Source organism: Agrococcus sp. TF02-05 (genome assembly GCF_017565345.1).
GTDB classification, from domain to species: Bacteria; Actinomycetota; Actinomycetes; order Actinomycetales; family Microbacteriaceae; genus Agrococcus; species Agrococcus pavilionensis.
Map to the genome: position 1 here is coordinate 1 of NZ_JAGEKO010000014.1, position 22222 is coordinate 22222.

Below are 22222 nucleotides of genomic sequence, written 5' to 3' on the forward strand. Positions count from 1 at the left end.
TCTCGCTCGAGGGCATCCGCCGCATCCTCGAGATGAGCGACGAGAACCGCGAGCTGCGCGGCGACGTGCGCGCGCTCGAGTCGGCACTGGCGGATGCGGTGCGTCGCCTCGGGCAAGCGGGCATCGTCGCGCCCCAGAACCACTTCCGGCCGCTGCCGTGGCACGCGCGCTGGGACACCGCGCGCTCGCTCATCAACCGGGCGCTCGGCTCCGACTACCCCGGGACGCTCGTCGTGCGGCGCGAGCTCGCCGCCGGCGGCTACCGCGGCGACGTGCTGTTCGAGAACCTCGAGCTGCTGCGCACGGTCGAGGCGCGCGGCGGCCGCATCGAGTGGGCGAAGGACCTCTTCGTCGAGCGCCGCCCGCCGACGGCCGCGCACTTCCGGTCGCAGCGCATCCGCCAGGCGTACGACTCGTTCGCGCAGCCGGCGCGGCTCGCAGCGGAGCTCGCGCTGCTGCCGGCACTGCTGCTGCAGGCGCGACGCCCGCGCGGCTACCTGCTGTGGGCTGCGGTCGCAGTCGCCGTCGCCGAGCGCGGCCGCCGCATCGACGGCGGTCGGCACAGCTACCCGCGCACCAACGCGCTGTGGGCACCCGCGTGGGTCGCGGAGCGCGCCGTCACCGCGTGGCTCGCGCTCGGCTGGCGGGTGCTCGGCGGTGTGCCGTACGCCGGCGGCCGCTTGCGCGTCGCCGCGTCGTCGCGGCGGGCGCTGCGGCACGACGCTCACCGCAGCTAGCGCGGGACGCTCGACGCGCTTCCAGCCCGCGGGAGCGCGCTTGGCGTACCCTCGTAGGCGGTGTGCCGGGAAGCCTGGTCGGCGTGCCGCCGGGCACGAGGCTCGGTGGCGTCGAGAGGAGCCCCGTGGAGCCCACCCGCACCCCGACCGGCGCGCGGCGCGCGCGCCTCGCGCAAGCGCTGCGACTCGAGACGACGAGCGGTGTGCTGCTGCTGGTCGCCGCTGCCGCCGCACTCGTCTGGGCGAACTCGCCGTGGCGCGAGTCGTACGCATCCCTCATGGAGCTGCGCGTCGGCCCTGCTGCGCTGCACCTCGACCTGAGCGTCGCCGCGTGGGCGGCGGATGGGCTGCTCGCCGTCTTCTTCTACGTCGTCGGCGTCGAGCTCAAGCACGAGATCGTCGCGGGGAGCCTCCGCGATCCCAAGCGCGCGGCCGTGCCCGTGCTGGCCGCGATCGGCGGCATGGCGCTGCCGGCGGCCGTCTACGTCGGCATCGTCCTGGCTGCCGGCGACCCCGCGGCGCTCAGCGGCTGGGCGATTCCCGCCGCGACCGACATCGCGTTCGCGCTCGCGGTGCTCGCGATCTTCGGTCGCGGGCTGCCGGTCGGCCTGCGCACCTTCCTGCTGACGCTCGCGGTGGTCGACGACCTGCTCGCGATCGTCGTGATCGCCGTCTTCTACACCGCGGCCGTGCAGCTGTTCGCGCTGCTCGGCGCGGCCCTCGCCGTCACGGCGTTCGCGCTGCTCGTGCGCAGCCGGTTCGACTCGCCGTGGGTGCTGATCCCCATCGGGCTCGTGGCGTGGTGGCTCATGCATGAGTCGGGCGTGCACGCCACGATCGCGGGCGTGCTGCTCGGCGCGACCGTGCCGGCGGAGCGCCTCTACGGCGAGCGCGATCCCCGCACGCACCAGCACGAGGCGGCGGTGCGGCCGTGGTCGACGGCGATCGCGCTGCCCGTCTTCGCCTTCTGCTCCGCCGGCGTCTCGATCGCCGGCGGAGGCGGCATCGCGGAGCTCGCGGCGCAGCCGGTGCTGCTCGCGGTCGCTGCCGGGCTCGTCGTCGGCAAGCTGCTCGGCGTGCTCGGCGTCACCGCGCTCGTGACCCGCGTGACGCCGCTGCGGCTGCCCGACGGCATCGGCATCCGCGACCTGCTGCCCGTCGCCCTGCTCACTGGCATCGGCTTCACCGTCTCGCTGCTCATCACCGAGCTGTCCTTCGACGACGCCGGCCGCACCGACGCGGCGAAGCTCGCCGTGCTCGTCGGCTCCGGCATCGCGGCGCTGCTCGCCGCGCCGCTCCTGCGCTGGGATGCGCGCCGCGCGCGCAGCGCAGACGAGAACCGCGACGGCGTGCCCGACGCGCGGCAGGCGCGCATCGGCGACTGAGCCGGTCGGTCAGCGAGCGGCGCCCGCCGCCTCCTGCCGTCGCACGATCTCGGCGATCCAGGTCGGCGCGAACGGCGACGTGCAGTTCGGCGGCGTCGGGTAGTCCTTCAGCACCTCGAGCCGCTCGCCGATCGCGAGCGCCCGCGCGCGGTGCTCCGGATGCGCGATGCCGATCTGCGCGAGCGTCGTGTTCATCTCCCACTGCAGCCGGTCGGGCGCATCCCGCATCTCCGCCTCGATCGCGTCGAGCAGCCCGTCGAGGTCGAGACCGTCGCGGCGCTTGACGACCCGGTCGCTCGTCAGTGCCCAGCCCGCGCTCGCGACCACCGCATCCGGGTCGTCGAGCCACGCGAGTCGCAGCGGCTCGGCCTCCGGATGCTTCTTCACGACGTAGTTCACGAGCCAGTCGTGCACCTTGCGGGCGCGCGCCTCGCGCAGCATGCGGTCGAGCTCGTCGCGCGAGAACGACTTCGGGCGGCAGATGAGCAGCGCGAGGAGCCGCGCGGCGGTGTCGTCCGTCGCCCACAGCTCGAGCGCGAGCTCGTGCTGCGTCTTCAGCCGCTTCGCGATCGCCCGCAGCTTCGACAGGTTGACGCCGTGGTCGTCGCCGTGGCGCTCGTTGACCTCGCGCATGCGCGGGTCGTCGAGGGCGGCGAGCTCGGCGAGCAGCTCGGGGACGGTGTCGGTCATCGGGGCTCCTCCGCGGACAGCCTAGGACGGATGCGCGGATGCCTCGCGGGCGGTTCCGACTCGAAGGACGACCAACGGCGGCCTCAGCGGTTGCGCTCCGACTGGTGGTCGGCGCCGGCGCCACCGACCTCTTCGGGCAGCTCGTCGATCGGCACGAGCACGATGTCCTGGATCTTCCAGTCGAGGTCGATGCAGCCGTCGCGCGCGTCGAGCAGCTGCTGCATCGTCGGGTGCATGCCGTGCCGGGGCACGACGAACGACTCGACGTGGAACACGTGCCCCTGGTCGCGCACGCGCGAGCCGGCCTCCGCGACCCACGGGAGCCCGCGCAGGTAGTCGTCGATCTCGGCGGCATCGGGATGCGGCTTCCCGTCGTCGAAGGTCGTCGCGCGGGTATCCATCAGGTCGGTGATCGCCGCCTTCATGTTCTTCACGCCGTCCCAGAGGATGCTCACCGAGATGAAGAGGGCGGCCGCCGAGTCGGCCCACCAGAGCCCGAGCCCGATGCCCGCGACGCCGACGATCGAGCCGGCCGCGGTCATCCAGTCGGCCTTGTTCATGTCGGCGTCGGCGTAGAGCACCTTGTCGTGCAGCTCCTCGGCGAGCTGCATCTTCACCTTGCCGAACCAGATCGGCAGCGGGATGGTGAGCGCCATCACGCCCATCATGAGCCAGCCGAGCCAGAGCTGCTGCCCGAAGATCACGACCGTGCCGATCGGCGGGTGCTCCGCCATGAGCAGTCCCGAGACCGAGTCGTAGATGAGGAAGCCGCCCATCGCGAAGAGCGCGACACCGGCGACGAGGTGCGCGACCCCGACCGAGCGGTGGAAGCCGTAGGGGTACTTCCTCGTCGGCGTCTTGTTGACGAGCCGCACGGCGAGCAGGAAGGCGAACGGCGGCGCGAGCGAGAGGAGGTCCTCGATCCAGGCGGCCTTCATCGCCTGCGAGCCGCCCATCACGAGGCCGACGGCGGTGATGGCGACGGCGAGGAAGCCGATCGTCGCCCACTCGATGCGGATGGCGCGCTGGAGCGCCCGCTGCTGCCGCTCGGGCAGCTCGGTGCGACCGAAGCGATCGGTGCGAGCCTTCATGCGCCCGTCTCCTCGTGCAGGAACGTCTCGAGCTCGACGAGGAACGCGTTCTCGCCCATCGGCACGATCATGACGTGCTGCTCGGTGCTGCCGTCGGCGGTCTGCGCCTCGACGTAGGGCCGCGTGGTCGCGCCGTGCTCGGCCCACGGGGTGTCGTGCAGGAAGCCGCCGATCACGAGGTCGAGCTCGCCCTGCTCGAGCGCGTCGAGCAGCTCGGCCTCGCTCCCCGTCGTCCAGGCGATGTCGGCGTCGAGCCGCTCGGCGAACTCCTCGACCAGCGCGGGCTCCGAGCCGGTGGGCTCGTCGACGCCGTCGAGCTCGACGTAGGGGCGGTGCTCCGTTGCACCGACGCGCAGCACATCCCCCCGCACCCGCTCGAGCGTGCCCTCCGGATCGTTCGGGTACTGGATGCCGCACCCGGTCAGCGCGACCGCCGCGACCGCCGCGCTCGCGAGCGCCAACCGGATCCTCACCATGATCCGGACAGTAGCCCCGCAGTCGTAAAGCATGCTGGGGCGGGCGCACCTACCGCCGACGACGCAGCGCCCGCACTCCGGCCGCCGCACCGAGCCCGACGAGCACCCACGGCCCGGCGACGAGGATCGGGTCGATCCACTGGTGGTTGACGTCGGCGCGCTTCCGTCCGACGCGCGCCGTGAGCCCGTGCCGCAGCTCGCTCACGACGCCGGTCTCGGTGATGGGGTTGTCGGGGCGCAGGGTCGCGAGCGAGCGCACGTGCGCGCCCCACGCATCCACTCGGTCGCCCGCGATGAGGAGCAGCCAGTGGGCCGCGCGGCCCTCGCTGAAGCGGTCGTAGGCGAAGCGCCGGATGGCGCCCGAGACGCCGTGCAGCGGCGCGGAGGTGCCGAACACCGGCGGGAGCATGCCGTGCTCGATCGAGCGCTCGCGCGGCTGGTCGCCCTCCGGCTGCCGCTCGGGGAAGTCCCAATGGGCGCCGGTCGCGCCCGGGTCGAAGCGCTCGCGCGGCACCGAGGGCCGATCGGCGGGGTCGAGGTCGACGCCCCAGCCGGGGATGCGGGCGCGCAGCTCCTCGCGGCTCGGGGGCTCGGGCTTGTTCGCGGTGTAGGGCATGACAGCTCCTGCTCGGTGCTTCCTCGTACTCAGCGCTCGCCGACGACGACGAGCGGCTTGATGCAGTCGTCGAGCTTCGACGAGAAGATGTGGTAGCCCTCGGCGATGTGCTCGAGGGGGATGCGGTGGGTCACGATGTCGCTCGGCTTCAGGTGGCCGGCCTGGATGTGCTCGAACAGCCGCGGCCACTGGCGCTTCATCGGCGCCTGGTTCATGCGCAGCGTGAGCCCCTTGTTCATCGCGTCGCCGAACTTCACGGCGCTGAAGATCGGGCCGTAGGCGCCCATGACCGAGACCGTCGCGCCCTTCCGCACGGAGTCGATCGCCCAGTTGAGCGCGATCGGCGAGCCGCCCTGCAGCTTGAGCTTCGCGGCGGTGACGTGCTGGAGGAAGCTGCCGTCGGCCTCCGCCCCGACCGCATCGATCGCGACGTCGGCGCCGAACCAGTCCGTGATCTGCTTGAGGTGCACGACGATGTCGTCGTACTCGGTGAAGTTGTAGGTCTCGGCGTGTGCGAAGGTGCGGGCCTTCTCGAGCCGGTAGTCGAGGTGATCGATGACGATCACGCGGCCGGCGCCCATGAACCAGGCCGACTTCGCGGCGTAGAGGCCGACCGGGCCCGCGCCGAACACCACGACGGTGTCGCCCTCGCCGATGTCGCCCAGCTGGGCTCCGAAGTAGCCGGTCGAGAGCGCATCCGTCAGCATCACGGCGTCCTCGTCGTCGAGCCACTCGGGGATGACCGTCGGGCTGACGTCGGCGAAGGGCACGCGCACGAACTCGGCCTGCCCGCCGTCGTAGCCGCCGGTGGTGTGCGAGTAGCCGTAGAGCGCACCGACCGCGGTCGCGTTGGGGTTGACGTTGTGGCAGTTCGAGTAGAGCCCGCGCGCGCAGTAGAAGCACGAGCCGCAGTAGATGTTGGCCGGCACCATCACGCGGTCGCCGACCTTGAGGCTCTGCACCGAGGGGCCGACCTCGTCGACGACGCCGATGAACTCGTGCCCGAAGGTGGTGCCGACCCGGGTGTCGGGCATCATGCCGTGGTAGAGGTGCAGGTCGGAGCCGCAGATCGCGCCGAGCTGCACGCGGATGATCGCGTCGTTCGGGTGCTCGATCTTCGGCTTGGGCTTCTCCTCGACGCGCACCTTGTAAGGCCCGCGGTAGACCATCGCTCGCATCGGCTCGCCTCCTGAGGATCGGTGAGCCAGCGTCGCAGGGCCCCGCGCGCGCTTCAAGGCGTGGCGGCTGGGAATCCCTCACCGGTCGGTGGTCCTCGAGCGGATGCGTCGGCGAGGCTCCGGTGCGCGGGGCACGTGCCGCGCCGCGCGCTCCTCCTCGCTCATCCGTGCGAGCACGCGCACGTCGGCGCCCTCCGGGAAGTACCCGCGGCGGCTGCGCTCGAGCCGCAGGATGTACCACCAGGCCGGCACGCGCGCGGCCTTCGAGCGGTTGTGCGCCGCGCACAGCGCCTGCGCGTTGCGCTCGACCGTGGGGCCGCCGCGCGACCACGGGATGATGTGGTCGACCTGCGTCGCCCGAGCGCCGCAGCGCCCGACGAGGAAGAAGAGCGCCGCCTCGCAGCGACCGCCGGCGCGCTCGAGCACCGCAGCGCGAGGGCCGAAGCGGAACGTGCGCCACGGGTCGCGGCGAGGCGTGAGCGGAGCTCGCGTGAGCAGCGGCATCCGCAGCACCGCGACCGCGACGATCGCGCCGATGATCCACCACGTGTGCGGCGCGAGCCACTCGATCGACAGCTCGAGCACCTGCCATGCGATCGCGTCCACCGCATCCCCTCACCGCGTCCGGACCTCGGTGTCGCGCGCACTCCATCATGGCCGCTCACCGGCACCCCAGCCGAACCGCCCGTAGACTGCATCGGGCCCCGCGGCAGGCGCCGCGCAGCGCGCTCGCCGCGGTCGGCTCCGTGACGTGACGAGGAGGGGCGCGATGGCTGGATCCGAGTCGGTCCGCAGCGACGACGCATCGACCCGTCGACTCCGCCGCCTCGCGCGGGACGGGAAGCTGACGGCGCTTGCAGAGGACGCCGCCGCGATGCCCGCCCGCGAGCTGGTCGCCGTGCTCGAGCGGCTCTCCTTCCGCGACCGCGCGGTGGTCTTCCGGGTGCTGCCCAAGTCGCTCGCGATCGAGGTGTTCGACCGGCTCGACCCCGCGGTGCAGGCCGACGTCGTGCAGGGGCTGCACGAGGTCGAGGTCACCGACGTGTTCGGCGAGCTCGACCCGGAGGACCGCGCGGTGCTGCTCGACGAGCTCCCCGCGTCGGTCGCCAGCCGCCTCGTGCGAGCGCTGCCCGACGACGAGCGGACGCGCACGTCGGTCGTGCTCGGCTACCCGGCGCGCTCGATCGGTCGCCACATGAGCTCCGAGATCATCGTGCTGCGCGCCGACGACCCTGTGGCCGAAGCGCTCGTGCGCGTGCGAGCGCGCCTCGCCGACGCCGAGACCGTCTACACGATGCTCGCGGTCGACGACGAGCGGCGGCTCATCGGCACCGTCGCGCTGCGCGACGTGCTCGGCGCCGCAGAGGACTCGCCAATCGCGAGCATCATGCGGCCCGCCGACCTCGAGGCCGATGCCGCGACCGTCACGGAATCGGCGGAGCTCGCCGCTCGCCGCTGCGCCGACCGGAAGCTGCTCGCGCTGCCGATCGTCGACGCGGAGGGGCGCGCGGTCGGGATCCTCACGGTCGAGGATGCCCTGAGCCTGCTCGAGGACGCGGAGAGCGAGGACGTGGCCAGGTCGGCGGGATCCGAGCCGCTGCGCCGCCCCTACCTGTCGACGCCCGTGCGGAAGCTCGTGATCTCGCGCGTCGTCTGGCTCTTCGTGCTCGCGATCGGCGCGACGCTCACGGTGCAGGTGCTCGAGGGGTTCGAGGAGACCATCGCGCAGATGGTCGTCCTGTCGGTCTTCATCCCGCTGCTGATCGGCACCGGCGGCAACACCGGTAACCAGGCGGCGACGACCGTCACTCGCGCGCTCGCGCTCGGCGACGTCACGCCGCGCGACATCCTGGCCGTCCTCGCTCGGGAGTCGCGCACGGGGCTCAGCCTCGGCGTCGTGCTGGGCGGCGCGGGCTTCGCGGTCGCCTCGCTCTTCTACGGTCCGGGCATCGGCGCCGTCATCGGCCTCACGCTGCTCTGCATCTGCACACTCGCGGCATCGGTCGGCGGCGTCATGCCGCTCGTCGGGAAGGCGATCCGCGTCGATCCGGCGGTCTTCTCGAACCCGTTCATCACGACGTTCGTCGACGCCGCGGGTCTCGTCGTCTACTTCCTCATCGCCCGCGCGGTGCTCGGGCTGTAGCCGCCGGCGCGCTACTCCCCGCCGAGCCGCCCCGTCATCCGCCCGTGCATCTGCGTCGAGGCGGCGTTGAGCCCCTGCAGCTCGACCGTCTTGCCGAGCCGCGCGTACTTCGTCTCGATCGCGTCGAGCGCGGCGACCGTCGACGCGTCCCAGATGTGCGAGCGCGACAGGTCGATCACGACCCGCTCGGGGTCGTCGACGTACGAGAACTGCGTCGTCAGGTCGTTGGACGACGCCCAGAAGAGCTCACCCTCCACGGTGTAGTGCGCCGACGCATCCGTCGTCGTCCGGGTCACGGTCGCGAAGTGCGCGACCCGGCGCGCGAAGAGCACCATCGCGACGATCACGCCGACGATCACCCCGATCGCGAGGTTCTCGGTGACGACGACGACCGCGACCGTCGTCACCATGACGAGCGTCTCCGACAGCGGCATGCGCCGCAGCGTCGACGGCCGCACGCTGTGCCAGTCGAACGTCGCCCAGACGACCATGATCATGACCGCGACGAGCGCGGCCATCGGGATCATCGCCACGACATCGCCGAGCGAGACCACGAGCACGAGCAGGAAGACGCCGGCGAGGAACGTCGAGACGCGCGAGCGGGCACCCGAGACCTTGACGTTGATCATCGTCTGGCCGATCATCGCGCAGCCGCCCATGCCGCCGAAGAGGCCCGACAGCACGTTGGCGACGCCCTGGCCCCACGACTCGCGCGTCTTGTCGGAGCGCGTGTCGGTGACGTCGTCGACGAGCTTGGCGGTGAGCAGCGACTCCATGAGACCGACGAGCGCCATCGCGAACGCGGTCGGCCCGATGATGCCGAGCGTCTCGAGGGTCAGCGGCACGTCGGGCACGAACAGCGACGGCAGGCTCTCGGGCAGCTCGCCCTGGTCGCCGACGGTCGGCACGGCCCAGCCGAAGATCGCGACAGCCGCGGTGAGCGCGATGATCGCGATGAGCGGCGCGGGCACGGCCTTCGTCACCCGCGGCCAGAGCACGATGATGACGAGGCCGACGGCGACGAGCGGGTAGACGAGCCAGGGCACGCCGATGAGGTGCGGCAGCTGCGCGAGCAGCACGAGGATCGCGAGCGCGTTGACGAAGCCGACCATGACGCTGCGCGGGATGAAGCGCATGAGCTTGGCGACGCCGGCGACGCCGAGCAGCACCTGGATGATGCCCGCGAGGATCACGGTCGCGATGAAGTAGTCGAAGCCGTGCTCGCGCATGATCGGCGCGATGACGAGCGCGACCGCGCCCGTCGCGGCCGAGATCATCGCCGGCCGCCCGCCGAGGAAGGCGATCGAGACGGCCATCACGAACGACGAGAAGAGGCCGACGCGCGGGTCGACGCCCGCGATGACCGAGAACGCGATCGACTCGGGGATGAGCGCGAGCGCGACGACGAGCCCCGCGAGCACCTCGCGCGTGAGCAGTCGCGGCGTGCGCAGCACGGTGACGACGGATGGGTCGTCGCGGTAGCGCTCGCGGGCGACGGGGGCGGTGGTGGCCATGCGGCTCCTCGGCGGGCGCCTGCGCGGGCGCATCGGAGAACGGATGCGCGGCGACGCGCGGCGAAGGAGAGGGGACGTCGGAGAGCCCGACGACTCCAGCCTATCGTCGGCCGTCAGCGCTCCGAGGGAGTGCTCCTACGGAAGTGCTTCCGGATGCGATCGGCCTGCTCGGGCGTGAGGTGCCACTCCGTGCCGATCTCGTGCCCCTCGAACGGGCCCCCGCCGTCGGCGGGATTGCGCAGGAAGCCGCGGATCTGCTTGCCCTTGCGGTCCATGCCGAGCTCGCGCGACAGCTCCACGGGGGTGATCGTCGACTCGTCCATGTGCTGAGGCTATCGGCACTGCGAGCGCAGCGGACGAGCCGCCCGGCGCCATGCGGCGCGGGCGGCTCGTCAGGTGGTTGCGCTCGACTACGCGTGCGCGAGCGACCGGTCGTCGGCGCCCGCGGCCGGCAGGTCGGGGAACGCCTCCGCGACACCGGCGTGCACGATCCGGCCCGCGCGCGTGTTCACGCCGGCCGCGAGCATCCGGTCGCCGCCGATCGCCGCCTCGGCGCCCTGCTGCGCGATGCGCCGGATGTACGGCAGCGTCGCGTTCGTGAGCGCGCGCGTCGCGGTCTGCGGCACCGCGCCCGGCATGTTCGCGACGCAGTAGTGGCGGATGCCGTCGACCTCGAAGGTCGGGTCGGCATACGTCGTCGCGCGCGACGTCTCGAACGCGCCGCCCTGGTCGATCGCGACGTCGATGAGCAGCGCCGTGGGCTTCAGCAGCGCGAGCTGCGCGCGCGAGACGACCTTGGGCGCCGCGCGGCCCGGCACGAGCACCGCGCCGATCACGACGTCGGCCTGGGCGAGCTCGGCCTCGAGCGTCGCGACGTCCGACATCAGCACGCGGGCGCGGCCGTGCAGCAGCGCGTCGAGCTGACGGATGCGCGTGGGCGACATCTCGAGCACCGTCACCTCGGCCTGCATGCCGAGGGCGAGCTGCGCAGCCTGCGTGCCGACGGCGCCGCCGCCGATGATGAGCACGCGCGCCGGCGCGACGCCCGGGGCGCCGCCGAGCAGCACGCCCGGGCCGCCCGCGGGCCGCATGAGGTGCGCGGCGGCGGCGTGCGCCGCGAGGCTGCCGGCGATCTCGCTCATCGGCGCGAGCAGCGGCAGGCTGCCGCCGTCGCTGACCGTCTCGTACGCGATGCCGAGCGTGCCCGACTCGAGCAGCGCCTCGGTGAGCGGCCGATCGGCCGCGAGGTGCAGGTAGGTGAAGAGCGTGAGGTCGTCGCGCAGGAAGCCGTACTCCTCCGCGATCGGCTCCTTCACCTTCACGAGCAGCTCCGCCCGCGTCCACGCCTCCTCGCGCGACACGAGCTCAGCACCTCCGGCGAGGTACTGCTCGTCGGGGAACCCCGCGAGCTCGCCCGCGCCGCGCTCGACGAGCACCTCGTGGCCCGAGCGCACGAGGTCCTCGGCGCCCGCGGGTGTGAGCCCGACCCGCGCCTCGCCGGGCTTGATCTCCTTGACGACTGCGATCCGCATCCGCCTGTCCTCTCTCATCTCAGCTGCTCGCGCGTCGCGCGATGTTGTAGAAGCGCACCGACTGGTACTCCTCGACGCCCTCGGCGCTGCCCTCGCGGCCGAGGCCGGACTGCTTGACGCCGCCGAAGGGCGCGGCCGCGTTCGACGGCACGCCCTGGTTGATGCCGACGATGCCGCTCTCGAGCCGGTCGGCGACGTCGAGCGCGCGGTCGAGGCTCTCGGTGAAGACGTACGCCGCGAGCCCGAACTCGGTGTCGTTCGCCCGCTCGAGCGCCTCCGCCTCGGTCGAGAACCGCTGGATCGCGGCGATCGGCCCGAAGATCTCCTCGCGGGCGAGGTCGGCGTCGGCCGGCACGCGGTCGAGCACCGTCGGGGCGAAGAAGCGGCCGTCGCCGAGCGCCTCGCCGCCCGCGAGCAGCGTCGCCCCGCGCTCGACCGCGTCGCTCGTGAAGGCGCCCATCTGCTCGACAGCGCGGGTGTCGATGAGCGGGCCGAGCACGGTGCCGGCGCCGAGCCCGCCGCCCACCTTCACCTGGCGGAAGCGCTCGGCGAGCCCCTCGACGAACGCGTCGGCGATGCCCTCCTGCACGAAGAAGCGGTTCGCGCCGATGCACGACTGGCCGCCGTTGCGCAGCTTCGCCGCGAACGCCCCGTCGATCGCGCGCTCGATGTCGGCGTCGTCGAAGACGAGGAACGGCGCGTTGCCGCCGAGCTCCATCGACGAGCGCAGGACGTTGTCGGACGCGAGGCGCATGAGCGTGCGGCCCACTTCGGTCGAGCCGGTGAACGAGACTTTCCGCACGCGCGGGTCGCGGAGCACCGCCTCGCTGAAGCGCGACGAGCTCGAGGTCGTGACGACCTGCACGAGGTCGGCGGGCACGCCCGCCTGCACCGCGAGCTGCACGGCGAAGATCGTCGTGAGCGGCGTCGCGGTCGCGGGCTTCACGACCGCCGCGCAACCGGCGGCGAGCGCGGGCGCGATCTTGCGCGTCGCCATCGCGAGCGGGAAGTTCCACGGCGTGATGAGCACCGAGAGCCCGACGGGCGCGCGGCGCGTGAGGATGCTCGCACCGCCGTCGGGCGCGTCGCGGAACCCGCCCGCAGGCCGCACGGCCTCCTCTGCGTACCAGCGCACGAAGTCGGAGCCGTACTTCACCTCGCCGCGCGCCTCTGCGAGCGGCTTGCCCATCTCGCGCGAGATGAGGTGCGCGAGCTCCTCGGTGCGCTCGACGAGCAGCGCGTGCCACGCGTGCAGCACGTTCGCGCGCTCCCGCGGGGTCGTGCGCGCCCAGGCGCGACCCGCCGCATCCGCCGTCTCGACGACGCGCAGGGCGCCGTCGACGTCGATGTCGGCGATGTGAGCGATGCGCTCGCCGGTCGCGGGGTCGTCGACCCCGATGCCCTCCGCGTGCAAGTCGAGGCCCGCGATCACCGCGTCGGCGGTCGCGACGGCGGATGCGTCGTGCGCTATGAGCGCGTCGGTCGCGATGGCGCTCATCGGCCGGCCTCCTCGACGATGGCCTGCTCGATGGCGGCGACGTAGTCGACGACCTCGCGGTCGCTGACGATGAACGGCGGGCTCAGCTGCAGGGTGTTGCCGCGCAGCGGGCGCGTGATGACGCCGAGGTCGACCGCCCGGTCGGCGACACGCTCGTTGCCGAGCCGCTCGTCGAGCGAGATGCCGCCGAGGAAGCCCGCGACGCGCACGTCGACGACGGCCTCCTGGCGCTCGCGCAGGGCCTCGAGCTCGCGCCGCAGCACCTCCTCGAGCTCGCGCACGCGCGGCACGAGCCCGTCGCGCTCCAGGATGTCGAGGTTCGCGAGCGCGACGGCGGCCGCGGTCGCGTGGCCGGCGTAGGTGGCGCCGTGCCGGAAGACCGGCGTGTCGGGCGCGTCGACGTAGAACGGCTCCCACAGCCGCGGCGCGACGAGCACGCCGCCGAGCGGCGCGTAGCCCGAGGTGACGCCCTTCGCGAAGGTGACGAGGTCGGGCTCGATGCCGAAGCGCTCCGCCGCGAACATCTCACCCGTGCGGCCGAAGCCGGTGATGACCTCGTCGAGCACGAGCAGGATGTCGTGCTCGCGCGCGAGGCGCTGCAGGCCCTCGAGGTAGCCGGGCTCGGGCGGGTTGACGCCACCGGTGCCCTGCACGGGCTCGGCGACGATCGCGGCGATGCGGTCGGCGCCGAGGCGCTCGATCGTCTCCTCGACCTGCGCGAGGTCGTCGAAGGAGACGCGGGCGGTCTCAGGGACGAGCGACTCGGTGCCGTAGCCCTCCCGGTTGAAGGGCAGGCCCGCGATGCTCGTGCCGTAGGCGTGGAGGCCGTGGTACGCGTGCTCGCGGCTCAGGATGATCTGCTTCGTCGGGCGGCCCTGCTGCTGCCAGTGGCGGCGGGCGAGCTTGCACGCGACGTCGATCGCGTCGGAGCCGCCCGAGTTCAGGATGACCTTCGCGCGCTCCATCGGCGCGAGGGCGGCGAGCCGCTCGCCGAGCTCGAGCGCCTTGTCGTTCGAGTAGCGGGCGAAGATGTGGTACGTCTCGAGCCGCTGCATCTGCTCGAACGCGGCGCGCGCGAGCTCGGGGTGGGCGTGGCCGACGTTCGCGTGCCAGAGGCCCGCGGTGCCGTCGAAGAGCCGCTGGCCCTCGGTCGTGAAGACGTACGAGCCCTCGCCGCGATCGATGACGAGCTGGCGGCCGAGGATCGAGGGCATGTGCGCCTGCGCCGACCACAGCGCGGGCGCGTCGAGCACCCGGGCGGCGTCGGTGGCGGCGTGGGCATCGGTGAGCGTCATCGCATCTCCTTCTTCGCAGACGTGGATCGCGCGCCTCCGGCGGGCGCGCAGCTCCACGCTAGGCGGCAGCACCCGTCAGGTACAGCGACCCTTTCCGACGATGGATCGTCAGCTCTGCTGACGATCCGCGAGCGCCGCGGCGATCGCGTCGCGCACGACCCCGAACCACGGATGCGCGCCGGCGCCCGGGCGGACGAGGAAGAGGATGTCGCGCTCCTCGTTCGCGGGCAGCAGCGGGCTCGGCTCGAGCGCGGAGCCCGCCTCGCGCACGACGAGATCGGGCAGGAACGCCGCCGCGAGCCCCGCCTCGACGAGCCGCAGGTGGAAGAGCAGGTCGGAGGACTCATGCGCGACGAGCGGCTCGAGCCCGAGCTCGCGGCAGACGCGCATGGCCCACGCGGTCGACGGGGCCTCCCGGCGCTCCATGACCCACGGCATCCCCCGCATGTCGTGGAACGACGCGTCGGCGAACCGCTCGGGCAGGTAGCCGCGCACGGGGTCGCGGCCGATGACCGAGGCCTCGATGGCGCCGGTCGGGCTCAGCTGCGTGCCGGGGAACGTGTCGGTGACGACGGCGTCGACCTGCCGCGAGACGAGGCGAAGCACGGCCTCCTCCGGGTCGGCGCGCCGCAGCCGCACGTCGAGCCCGGGGTGCTCCTCCGCGAGCCGCTGGAGCGCGGTGGGCATGACGATGCGGCCGATCGAGGTGTAGACGGCGACGGTGATGACGCCGCGCGGCTGCTTGCGCGCGGCGGCGAGCTCGGCCTCGGCGTGCTCGAGCGCGGCGAGCACCGCCTCGGTGTTCTGCACGAGCTCGTGGCCGACGGGCGTCAGCCGCGCGGTGCGGCCGACGCGCTCGAGCAGCACGGCGCCGGTCTCGCGCTCGAGCAGCGAGAGCTGCTGCGAGATCGCGGAGTGGCTGTAGGAGAGCTCGCGCGCTGCCGCCGTGATGCTGCCGTGCAGGGCCACGGCCCGCAGCATGAGGAGTCGCGTGAGGTCGAGCACGCTCGAAGCCTATGCCGCGGTCTCGGCCAGGTCGCGCGCCTCAGGGCGCGGCGAAGTACGCCTCGGCGAAGGGGCGCTCGAGCAGGCCGACGCTGCTCGACGGACCCTCGAGCCCCTCGAAGTGCGCGCGCATCGCGGTCTCGGCGGCGTCCGCGTCGCCGAGGCGGAGCGCGTCGAGGATCGCGCGGTGCGCTTCGAGGTTCCAGTCGGCGGTCGTGCCGCGCCGCACCGAGGCGGTGCCGGTGAGCAGCGCGATCTTGTTCATCGGGTTGAGCATGAGCGCCAGTGCCGGCTGGTGCGTCGCGTCGAGGATGCCCGCGTGGAAGGCCGCGTGCTCTCGGTGCGCGGCGAGCTCGTCACCGGCCTCGATCGCCTCGAGGAGTGCGCGCTCGTGCTGCGCGAGCGCATCCCAGTCCTGCTCCGTGCCCGCGGTCGCCGCGAGCCGCACGAGCATGGTCTCGATCGCGATCCGGGCGTCCATGACGTCGGCGACCGTCACGGGCGAGCGCGAGAGGAGCGCGACCATCGCGTCGGCGAGCGCGCCGTCGCTCGGCTCGGTGACCATGGTGCCGCGGCCTTGCCGCACGGTGAGCAGGCCGCGGGCGACGAGCGCGCGGACGGCGTCGCGCAGCACGGTGCGGCTGACGCCGAGCGCGGCGCTCAGCTCCGGCTCCGTCGGCAGCAGGGTGCCGGGCGGCAGCTCACCGCTGAGGATCTGCGCCTCGAGCACGGCGCGGACGCGGTCGCTCTTGAGGTCGCCGACGGCATCCGAGGCCTCCGACCACGTCGCTCGCACCGCTTCGCTCACCGTCATGGCTTGCCTCCCGACCACTGGGTCGATCGTAGTGACGAGTGCCGCCGCTGCGCCGTGGCTCGGCGACGCAGCGGCGGCGACGGCAGCTCAGGCCGCGATCGTCTCCTCCTGGCGCGACAGCACTCGGCCGGCGATGAGTGCGCCGACGACGCACAGGCCCATGATGATGCCGAGCAGCACCGGGATGACCACGACGGCGCTGCCGACGGCGAGGGCGAACGCCGCGGCGATCGACGGGACGAAGCCGCCGATGAGGCCGCCGATGTTGTACGAGACCGCGACGCCCGAGTAGCGGTAGCGGGCGCTGAAGAGCTCGGAGAGCATCGTGCCGAGCGGGCCGTAGGGGATGCCGAGCGCGCCGATGCCGATCGCGACGCCGGCGATCACGAGCACCTCGATGCCCGAGCCGAGCATGAAGGCGATCGGGATGACGAGCACCGCGGCGGCTGCACCGCCGATGGCGACCGTCTTCCACGCGCCGATGCGGTCGCCCATGCGGGCGCCGATGTAGATGCCGATGGCCTCGAGCACGGCGCCGACCATCGTCGCGACGAGCAGCTTCCACAGCTCCATGCCGAGCTCGCCGGTGCCGAAGTTCACCGCGTACGTCGTCATGAGGAAGAAGCCGCCCGAGGCGAACAGCACCGTCGCGACGACGATGAGCACGCGGCCGCCCGCGTGGCGGAAGACCTCGATGAGCGGCAGCTTCGTCGCCTTCGGCTGCTCGGCGCGCTGCACCTGCACGACGTCGGTGAACACCGGCGACTCCTCGACCTTGAGGCGCATGTAGAGCGCGATCGCGAGGAAGACGAAGGAGAGGAGGAAGGGGATGCGCCAGCCCCACGCGAGGAGCTGATCGTCGGGCAGCAGCGTGACGAGCGTGACGATGCCCGAGGAGAGGAGGGTGCCGGCGGGCGAGCCGTACTGCGGCATCGCGCCGTAGAAGGCGCGCTGCTTCGCCGGAGCGTGCTCGACCGCGAGCAGCACGGCGCCGCTCCACTCGCCGCCGAGCGAGAGGCCCTGGATGAAGCGCAGCGTCGTGAGCAGGATCGGGGCGGCGAAGCCGATGGCGTCGAAGGTCGGCAGCAGGCCGATGATGCCGGTCGAGAGCCCGATGACGAGCAGCGTCACGATGAGCGTCTTCTTCCGCCCGATGCGGTCGCCCAGGTGGCCGAAGATGATCGCGCCGACCGGGCGGGCGACGAAGCCGATGCCGAAGGTCAGCAGCGACAGCACGGTGCCGACCGCTGGGTCGAAGCTCGGGAAGAAGAGCTCGTCGAACACCAGCGCGGCGAAGAGGCCGTAGATGAAGTAGTCGTACCACTCCATCGCCGTGCCCATGAACGAGGTCGTCGCGACCCTCCGCAGGCGCTTGAGGTCCTGTGCCTCGCGGCTCGTCGGCCGCTCGGTCGCTGCTGGCGTCGTTGCCATGGCTGTGCTCCGTCCAAGGGGATTCGGCGGCGGCTGCTCTGCCACTCGCCATCGTTAGGTCATACATACTATGTTTGAGATCGACACGGATCGCAAGCATCCTGCTCCCAGGGCGCCGACGGTCCGACGACACCGACGTCGGAGGAGCTGCCATGAAGGTCGACCTGATCGTGCGGAACGCGCGCATCGACACCCGCGACGAGCAGCGGCCGATCGCGAGCGCGCTCGCCGTGCTGCACGGCCGCATCGTGGCGCTCGACGAGGAAGTCGAGGGACTCGCGGCGCGCGAGACGCTCGATGCGAAGGGCCTCGCCCTGCTGCCGGGCTTCAACGACGTGCACGCGCACTCCGTCTGGTTCGGCACGACGCTCATGGAGGCCGACCTCTCGGGCGTCGCCTCGCTCGACGACATCTACGAGCGCATCGAGGCGCAGGCGGCAGACACGAAGCCGGGCGAGTGGGTCGTCGGCGCGGGCTACAACCCCGTGCTGCTGCAGGGCGCGGTGCCCGATCGGGATGCCCTCGATCGCGCGAGCGGCGGCCGTCCCGTCTGGATCAAGCACGCATCCGGCCACTCGGGCCAGGCGAGCAGCGCGGGCCTCGCGGCGGCGGGCGTGCCCGATCGCGACGTGCCCGAGCTCGACGGCGGCAAGGTCGTCGTCGACCGCGACGGCCGCCCGACGGGCGTGCTCGAGGAGCGGGCGATGGCGCTCGTGCAGGAGATCCTGCTCCCCTACCCGCTCGCCTCCCTCGAGCAGGCGCTCGAGCTCGCGACCGCGCAGTACGCGCGCGAGGGCATCACGAGCGTGACGGATGCGGGGGTCGCCGGGGGCTGGATCGGTCACGCTCCCGCCGAGCTCGCGGCCTACCAGGCGGCGCGCGATGCGGGGCGCCTCCGCACCCGCATGCAGGTGATGCCCGTGATGGACGCGCTGCACGAGCTGCCGGGGCACGACGACGAGCCGGCGCGACGCGGCTTCGGCGCCGGCATGCGCACGGGCTGGGGCGACGAGTGGCTGCAGCTCGGCCCGGTCAAGGTCTTCACCGACGGCTCGATCCTCGGCCGCACCGCGCACATGCGCGAGGAGTACGAGCACTGCCCCGGCTACCACGGCTACCTGCAGGACGATCCCGAGGCGATGCGCACCCGCATCCGCGAGGCGGCGGCGGCCGGCTGGGCGCTCGCGCTGCACGCGGTCGGCGATGCCGCGCTCGACTTCGCGCTCGACGCGATCGAGGAGGCGGTGCGCGCGAACGGGCAGCCGCCCGTGCCGAACCGGGTCGAGCACGGCATGGTCGTGCGCCCCGACCAGCTCGAGCGGCTCACGCGCCTCGGCGTCGCGTGCGTCGTGCAGCCGAGCTTCATCACCGCCTTCGGCGAGGGCATCCGCGGCCCCGTCGGCAAGCGCCGCGGCGAGATGTCGATCCGGGCGCGCAGCCAGCTCGACGCCGGCATCCCGCTCGCCTTCTCCTCCGACCGACCCGTCGCACCCGGGGCGCCGCTGCTCGGCATCCAGTCGTTCGTGCGGCGCATCAGCGAGGAGGGGCTCGTCTACGGCGAGCACGAGCGCATCTCGGTCGACGAGGCCGTGCACGCGGCGACCGTCGGCTCGAGCGAGGTGACCGGCCAGCAGGCGCACAAGGGCCGGCTCGCGCCGGGCCAGCTCGCCGATATGGTCCTGCTCGAGGCGCACCCGCGTGACGTCGACGCGGCCGAGATCGGCGCGATCCCCGTGCGGGCGACGATCGCGGGCGGCCGCTTCACGAACCGCGACGCCGACGTGGACTGACGCTCTCGACCGTGGGAAGGCATCCGATGACCACTCCAGAAGACACCGGCGCGCGCGTCGCGCTCGTGACCGGCGGCACCTCGGGCTTCGGCGTCGAGATCGCCGCGAGGCTGCGGGCCGATGGCATGCGGGTCGCCGTCACCGGCCGCCGGGCGCCCGTCGGCGAGGCCGCCGAGCGGCTCGGCGACGCGCTGTTCGTCGCCGGCGACCTCACCGAGCGCGGTGCGCCCGAGCGCATCGTGGGCGAGGTGGTGGATGCCTTCGGCCGGCTCGACGTGCTCGTCAACAACGCGGGCAGGCGGCACGCGGGCCTCATCATCGACAACCCGGTCGAGGAGCTCGCCGACGTCTTCGCCCTCAACGCGATCGCGGCCATGGCGATGACGGCGGCGGCCGCGCGGGCGATGATCCCGACCGGCGGCGGCGCGATCATCAACATGCTCTCGCGGCTCGCGTCGTCGGGCGTGCCGACGCTCACGACCTACACGGCGTCGAAGGGGGCGCTCGCCGCCTACACGCAGGGTGCCGCCGTCGAGCTCGCGCCCCACAACATCCGCGTGAACGCCGTCGCGCCCGGCATGGCGCGCACGCCGCTCATCGAGGACTGGCTCGCCGACCAGCCCGACCCCGATCGCGCGCTCGCCGACACGCTGCGCGACATCCCGCTCGGCCGGCTCGCGACGCCCGAGGACGTCGCGGCGGCCGTCTCGTACCTCGCCTCGCCCGAAGCCGCCTACGTCACCGGCGCGAGCATCGCGGTCGACGGCGGCTACACGGCGCGGTAGCGCGCTCCTGCGGCTCCGACGGCGCGGGCGGTCGCGCGCAGCCGCGGCCCGCCATCCGGCTACGTTGAGCCCATGGCCACGATGATCCCCGGCGCACTCCGCCCCGGCGCCCCGCCCGGCGAGGCGAAGGTCTTCGAGGCGCTCCGCGACCACCCGGGCACGAGCGACTGGATCGTCTGGCACGGCCTGCCCATCCGCCACCACGAGACGCAGGTCGAGGGCGAGGCCGACTTCGTCATCGTGATCCCGGGCGAGGGGATGCTCGTGGTCGAGGTGAAGTCGCACGAGCGCGTCGAGGTCGGTGACGACGGCCTCTGGAGGCTCGGGAGCCAGGAGCCCACGTCGCGCTCGCCCTACGACCAGGCGATCGAGAACGCGAGGAGCCTGCGCTCGTGGATCCTGCGGCGCGCCTACGACCCGCGGTACCCGATCTGGCACGCGGTGTGGTTCCCGAACCGCGGCGGCGAGCTCGTCAAGCAGCTCGAGGCGCGCATCGACGTCACGCCCGACGCGACGCTCACGCGCCCCGACCTGCAGTTCGACCGGCTGGTGACGAGCCTCATCAAGGCGCTGCGGGCGGGCGAGCGCGAGCTGCGCGCGCGAGGCGTGCGCTACGAGGAGGGGCGGCCGACCCAGGCTGACCTCGCCGAGGCCCGCGACCTGCTGACGCCGCCCGTGACGTGGCAGCAGGCGAGCGCCGACGCGCGAGCCGCTCGCGAGCGCGACCTGCGCGAGGCGACCGAGCGGCAGGAGGAGGCGCTGCAGTACTTCGCGCACTACCCGCGGCTCGTCGTCGAGGGCCCCGCAGGCACCGGGAAGACGAACATCGCCGTGCGCGCGGCCCTGCAAGCCGCCAACCGGGAGGAGCGCGTGCTGCTGACGTGCTTCAACCGGAAGCTCGAGGCCGAGCTGCGTCACCGACTGCGGGATCGCGAGGAGGTCACGGTCGCGCGCGTCCACCACCTCATGCTCGCGATCACCGGCATCACTCCCCCACCCGACGCCGATGACGCCTGGTGGAACGGCACCCTGCCAGACGCCACCCTGGCGATCACTCGCGCACCCGGCTTCTCGCCGCCCTACTCGTGCCTCGTCGCCGACGAGGCGCAGGACCTCGCGCGCGACTCGACGCTCGACGTGCTCGACAGCCTGCTCGAGGGCGGCCTCGCCGGCAGCCGGGTCATCGTCGCCGGCGACTTCGACGGGCAGGACATCTACCGCCCACGCCACGCTCGCTCGTCGAGTAGCCCGGCGGAGCCGGGCGTATCGAGACGAGAGACGCTCCTCGCCCGCCTCTCCGACGCCGGCCGCATGGCCGTGACCCGCAACGTGCGCCAGCGCCCCGAGCTCGCCGCCTTCGTCGAGGAGCTGCTCGGCGACGACGTCTACGAGCAGTACGACCGCGCCGAGCTCGGCTGCGAGTGCGGTCAGGTGCTGCGGTTCGACTCCGCCGCCCAGCAGCAGGCGCAGCTGCAGCAGGTGCTGCGAGCCCTGTGGGAGGAGGGCTGGGAGCCGCGCGACATCCTCGTGCTCTCGCCTCGCCGCGCGTCGGCGGCCCGTCACGCGACGGGCTCGGTGGCGGACGCGCTGGCCCCCGACGACGCCGACGGTCCCGGCATCCGGTGGGGCACGGTGCACCTCTTCAAGGGGCTCGAGGCGCCGGTCGTCGTGCTCACCGACGTGGACGGCGCCACGCCGGGCTGGCGCGACCTGCTCTACGTCGGCGCCACGCGGGCTACCGAGCGGCTCGTCGTGCTCACGTCGCTCGACGAGATCGCAGACCGCGCGCCGCTCCCGCACTGACCCCTCGCGCGCCGGGAAGGCCGGGTCTACCGTCCGGAGCATGACGAGGCGGATCATCACGACGAGCGACGCCCCCCCGGCTCCGCACTCTTCGCTCAGGGCGTCCGCGTCGGCTCCACGATCTACGCGTCCGGGATGGTCGGCATCGACCCGCAGACGGGCCAGCTCGCGGGAGCGTCGATCCAGAGCCAGACCACGCAGACCCTGCACAACTGCGCATCGATCCTCCAGGCCGCGGGCTGCACGCTGGACGACGTCGCGATGGTGACCGTGCTGCTCGCGGATCCGGACGACTTCGCCGGCATGAACGAGGCCTACGCGGCCGTGTTCGCTACCGACCCGCCCGCTCGCGCAGTCGCCCGGCTCGGTCCGGAGCCGCCCGGCGTGCTCGTGTCGATCGCGCTGACTGCGCACGTCGGCCGCTGACCAGCACGACCGC

The 22222-nt window shown here is 72.8% G+C and carries 20 protein-coding genes and 1 pseudogene; 7 read left to right on the top strand and 14 right to left on the bottom strand.

Going from position 1 to position 22222, the window contains the following annotated elements:
* Together JQT67_RS12720 and nhaA are read left to right on the top strand one after the other, a co-directional pair.
* On the top strand, window positions 1–737 hold a 737-nt coding region (locus JQT67_RS12720), incomplete at its 5' end, for a glycosyltransferase family 2 protein (RefSeq protein WP_208065127.1).
* Window positions 738–862: 125 nt separating this feature from the next.
* Entirely contained in the window at window positions 863–2122 is a 1260-nt protein-coding gene (gene nhaA / locus JQT67_RS12725) for a Na+/H+ antiporter NhaA (protein WP_208065128.1), read from the top strand.
* 9 nt (window positions 2123–2131) lie between these two features.
* On the opposite strand, the gene JQT67_RS12730 is transcribed toward nhaA, so the two are convergent.
* From JQT67_RS12730 to JQT67_RS12755, 6 genes are all read right to left on the bottom strand, one after another.
* Window positions 2132–2812, bottom strand: coding sequence for a DNA alkylation repair protein (locus JQT67_RS12730; protein WP_208065129.1), 681 nt, complete (start codon window positions 2810–2812; stop codon window positions 2132–2134).
* Between the two features lie 83 nt (window positions 2813–2895).
* Window positions 2896–3903: a cation diffusion facilitator family transporter gene (locus tag JQT67_RS12735; protein WP_021010317.1), complete on the bottom strand. Its 1008-nt coding sequence runs from the start codon at window positions 3901–3903 to the stop codon at window positions 2896–2898.
* Window positions 3900–4364, bottom strand: coding sequence for a transporter substrate-binding domain-containing protein (locus JQT67_RS12740; RefSeq protein ID WP_243756022.1), 465 nt, complete (start codon window positions 4362–4364; stop codon window positions 3900–3902). The genes JQT67_RS12735 and JQT67_RS12740 overlap by 4 nt, the downstream gene beginning before the upstream one ends.
* A 64-nt stretch (window positions 4365–4428) precedes the next feature.
* Window positions 4429–4995 (bottom strand): hypothetical protein, encoded by a 567-nt coding sequence (locus JQT67_RS12745; protein WP_208065131.1) that lies wholly within the window; start codon window positions 4993–4995, stop codon window positions 4429–4431.
* Window positions 4996–5024: 29 nt separating this feature from the next.
* Entirely contained in the window at window positions 5025–6173 is a 1149-nt protein-coding gene (locus JQT67_RS12750; protein ID WP_208065132.1) for a zinc-dependent alcohol dehydrogenase, read from the bottom strand.
* Between the two features lie 78 nt (window positions 6174–6251).
* On the bottom strand, window positions 6252–6779 hold the full coding sequence (locus tag JQT67_RS12755) for an HNH endonuclease (protein ID WP_208065133.1): 528 nt from the start codon (window positions 6777–6779) through the stop codon (window positions 6252–6254).
* A 163-nt stretch (window positions 6780–6942) separates the two neighbouring features.
* On the opposite strand from JQT67_RS12755, the gene mgtE reads away from it, so the two are divergent.
* The gene (gene mgtE, locus JQT67_RS12760) at window positions 6943–8316 is read left to right on the top strand and encodes a magnesium transporter (RefSeq protein WP_208065134.1); all 1374 of its coding nucleotides are present in this window, start codon (window positions 6943–6945) and stop codon (window positions 8314–8316) included.
* A gap of 11 nt (window positions 8317–8327) precedes the next feature.
* On the opposite strand, the gene JQT67_RS12765 is transcribed toward mgtE, so the two are convergent.
* The 8 genes from JQT67_RS12765 to JQT67_RS12800 form a co-directional block, all read right to left on the bottom strand.
* Window positions 8328–9830, bottom strand: a complete 1503-nt coding sequence (locus JQT67_RS12765; protein WP_208065135.1) for a SulP family inorganic anion transporter — start codon at window positions 9828–9830, stop codon at window positions 8328–8330.
* Between the two features lie 113 nt (window positions 9831–9943).
* The gene (locus tag JQT67_RS12770) at window positions 9944–10153 is read right to left on the bottom strand and encodes a hypothetical protein (protein ID WP_208065136.1); all 210 of its coding nucleotides are present in this window, start codon (window positions 10151–10153) and stop codon (window positions 9944–9946) included.
* Between the two features lie 87 nt (window positions 10154–10240).
* A complete protein-coding gene (gene ald, locus JQT67_RS12775) occupies window positions 10241–11362 on the bottom strand; it encodes an alanine dehydrogenase (RefSeq protein ID WP_208065137.1) in 1122 nt (373 codons plus the stop codon).
* Window positions 11363–11381: 19 nt separating this feature from the next.
* A complete protein-coding gene (locus JQT67_RS12780; protein ID WP_208065138.1) occupies window positions 11382–12860 on the bottom strand; it encodes an NAD-dependent succinate-semialdehyde dehydrogenase in 1479 nt (492 codons plus the stop codon).
* Entirely contained in the window at window positions 12857–14155 is a 1299-nt protein-coding gene (locus JQT67_RS12785; protein ID WP_208065139.1) for an aspartate aminotransferase family protein, read from the bottom strand. The genes JQT67_RS12780 and JQT67_RS12785 overlap by 4 nt, the downstream gene beginning before the upstream one ends.
* Before the next feature lie 108 nt (window positions 14156–14263).
* Window positions 14264–15160: a LysR family transcriptional regulator gene (locus JQT67_RS12790; RefSeq protein WP_208065140.1), complete on the bottom strand. Its 897-nt coding sequence runs from the start codon at window positions 15158–15160 to the stop codon at window positions 14264–14266.
* Window positions 15161–15200: 40 nt separating this feature from the next.
* Window positions 15201–15974 (bottom strand): FadR/GntR family transcriptional regulator, encoded by a 774-nt coding sequence (locus JQT67_RS12795; protein WP_208065141.1) that lies wholly within the window; start codon window positions 15972–15974, stop codon window positions 15201–15203.
* 87 nt (window positions 15975–16061) lie between these two features.
* Entirely contained in the window at window positions 16062–17405 is a 1344-nt protein-coding gene (locus JQT67_RS12800) for an MFS transporter (protein WP_208065142.1), read from the bottom strand.
* A 152-nt stretch (window positions 17406–17557) separates the two neighbouring features.
* Here JQT67_RS12800 and JQT67_RS12805 point away from each other — a divergent pair, with 152 nt between their 5' ends.
* The 4 genes and pseudogenes from JQT67_RS12805 to JQT67_RS12820 form a co-directional block, all read left to right on the top strand.
* Window positions 17558–19195 (top strand): amidohydrolase, encoded by a 1638-nt coding sequence (locus JQT67_RS12805; RefSeq protein WP_208065143.1) that lies wholly within the window; start codon window positions 17558–17560, stop codon window positions 19193–19195.
* 26 nt (window positions 19196–19221) lie between these two features.
* Window positions 19222–19980, top strand: a complete 759-nt coding sequence (locus JQT67_RS12810) for an SDR family NAD(P)-dependent oxidoreductase (RefSeq protein WP_208065144.1) — start codon at window positions 19222–19224, stop codon at window positions 19978–19980.
* Window positions 19981–20052: 72 nt separating this feature from the next.
* Window positions 20053–21783 (top strand): nuclease-related domain-containing DEAD/DEAH box helicase, encoded by a 1731-nt coding sequence (locus JQT67_RS12815; protein WP_208065145.1) that lies wholly within the window; start codon window positions 20053–20055, stop codon window positions 21781–21783.
* 81 nt (window positions 21784–21864) lie between these two features.
* Window positions 21865–22209: pseudogene (locus JQT67_RS12820) on the top strand (RidA family protein); the annotation flags it as partial.
* Window positions 22210–22222: the final 13 nt, after the last annotated feature.

Bases quoted from the DNA above. Each gene is read 5' to 3' on its own strand.
- JQT67_RS12730 (WP_208065129.1), bottom strand. From the start codon at position 2,812: ATGACCGACACCGTCCCCGAGCTGCTCGCCGAGCTCGCCGCCCTCGAC.
- JQT67_RS12735 (WP_021010317.1), bottom strand. From the start codon at position 3,903: ATGAAGGCTCGCACCGATCGCTTCGGTCGCACCGAGCTGCCCGAGCGG.
- JQT67_RS12745 (WP_208065131.1), bottom strand. From the start codon at position 4,995: ATGCCCTACACCGCGAACAAGCCCGAGCCCCCGAGCCGCGAGGAGCTG.
- JQT67_RS12750 (WP_208065132.1), bottom strand. From the start codon at position 6,173: ATGCGAGCGATGGTCTACCGCGGGCCTTACAAGGTGCGCGTCGAGGAG.
- mgtE (WP_208065134.1), top strand. From the start codon at position 6,943: ATGGCTGGATCCGAGTCGGTCCGCAGCGACGACGCATCGACCCGTCGA.
- JQT67_RS12765 (WP_208065135.1), bottom strand. From the start codon at position 9,830: ATGGCCACCACCGCCCCCGTCGCCCGCGAGCGCTACCGCGACGACCCA.
- JQT67_RS12770 (WP_208065136.1), bottom strand. From the start codon at position 10,153: ATGGACGAGTCGACGATCACCCCCGTGGAGCTGTCGCGCGAGCTCGGC.
- ald (WP_208065137.1), bottom strand. From the start codon at position 11,362: ATGCGGATCGCAGTCGTCAAGGAGATCAAGCCCGGCGAGGCGCGGGTC.
- JQT67_RS12780 (WP_208065138.1), bottom strand. From the start codon at position 12,860: ATGAGCGCCATCGCGACCGACGCGCTCATAGCGCACGACGCATCCGCC.
- JQT67_RS12785 (WP_208065139.1), bottom strand. From the start codon at position 14,155: ATGACGCTCACCGATGCCCACGCCGCCACCGACGCCGCCCGGGTGCTC.
- JQT67_RS12795 (WP_208065141.1), bottom strand. From the start codon at position 15,974: ATGACGGTGAGCGAAGCGGTGCGAGCGACGTGGTCGGAGGCCTCGGAT.
- JQT67_RS12800 (WP_208065142.1), bottom strand. From the start codon at position 17,405: ATGGCAACGACGCCAGCAGCGACCGAGCGGCCGACGAGCCGCGAGGCA.
- JQT67_RS12805 (WP_208065143.1), top strand. From the start codon at position 17,558: ATGAAGGTCGACCTGATCGTGCGGAACGCGCGCATCGACACCCGCGAC.
- JQT67_RS12810 (WP_208065144.1), top strand. From the start codon at position 19,222: ATGACCACTCCAGAAGACACCGGCGCGCGCGTCGCGCTCGTGACCGGC.
- JQT67_RS12815 (WP_208065145.1), top strand. From the start codon at position 20,053: ATGGCCACGATGATCCCCGGCGCACTCCGCCCCGGCGCCCCGCCCGGC.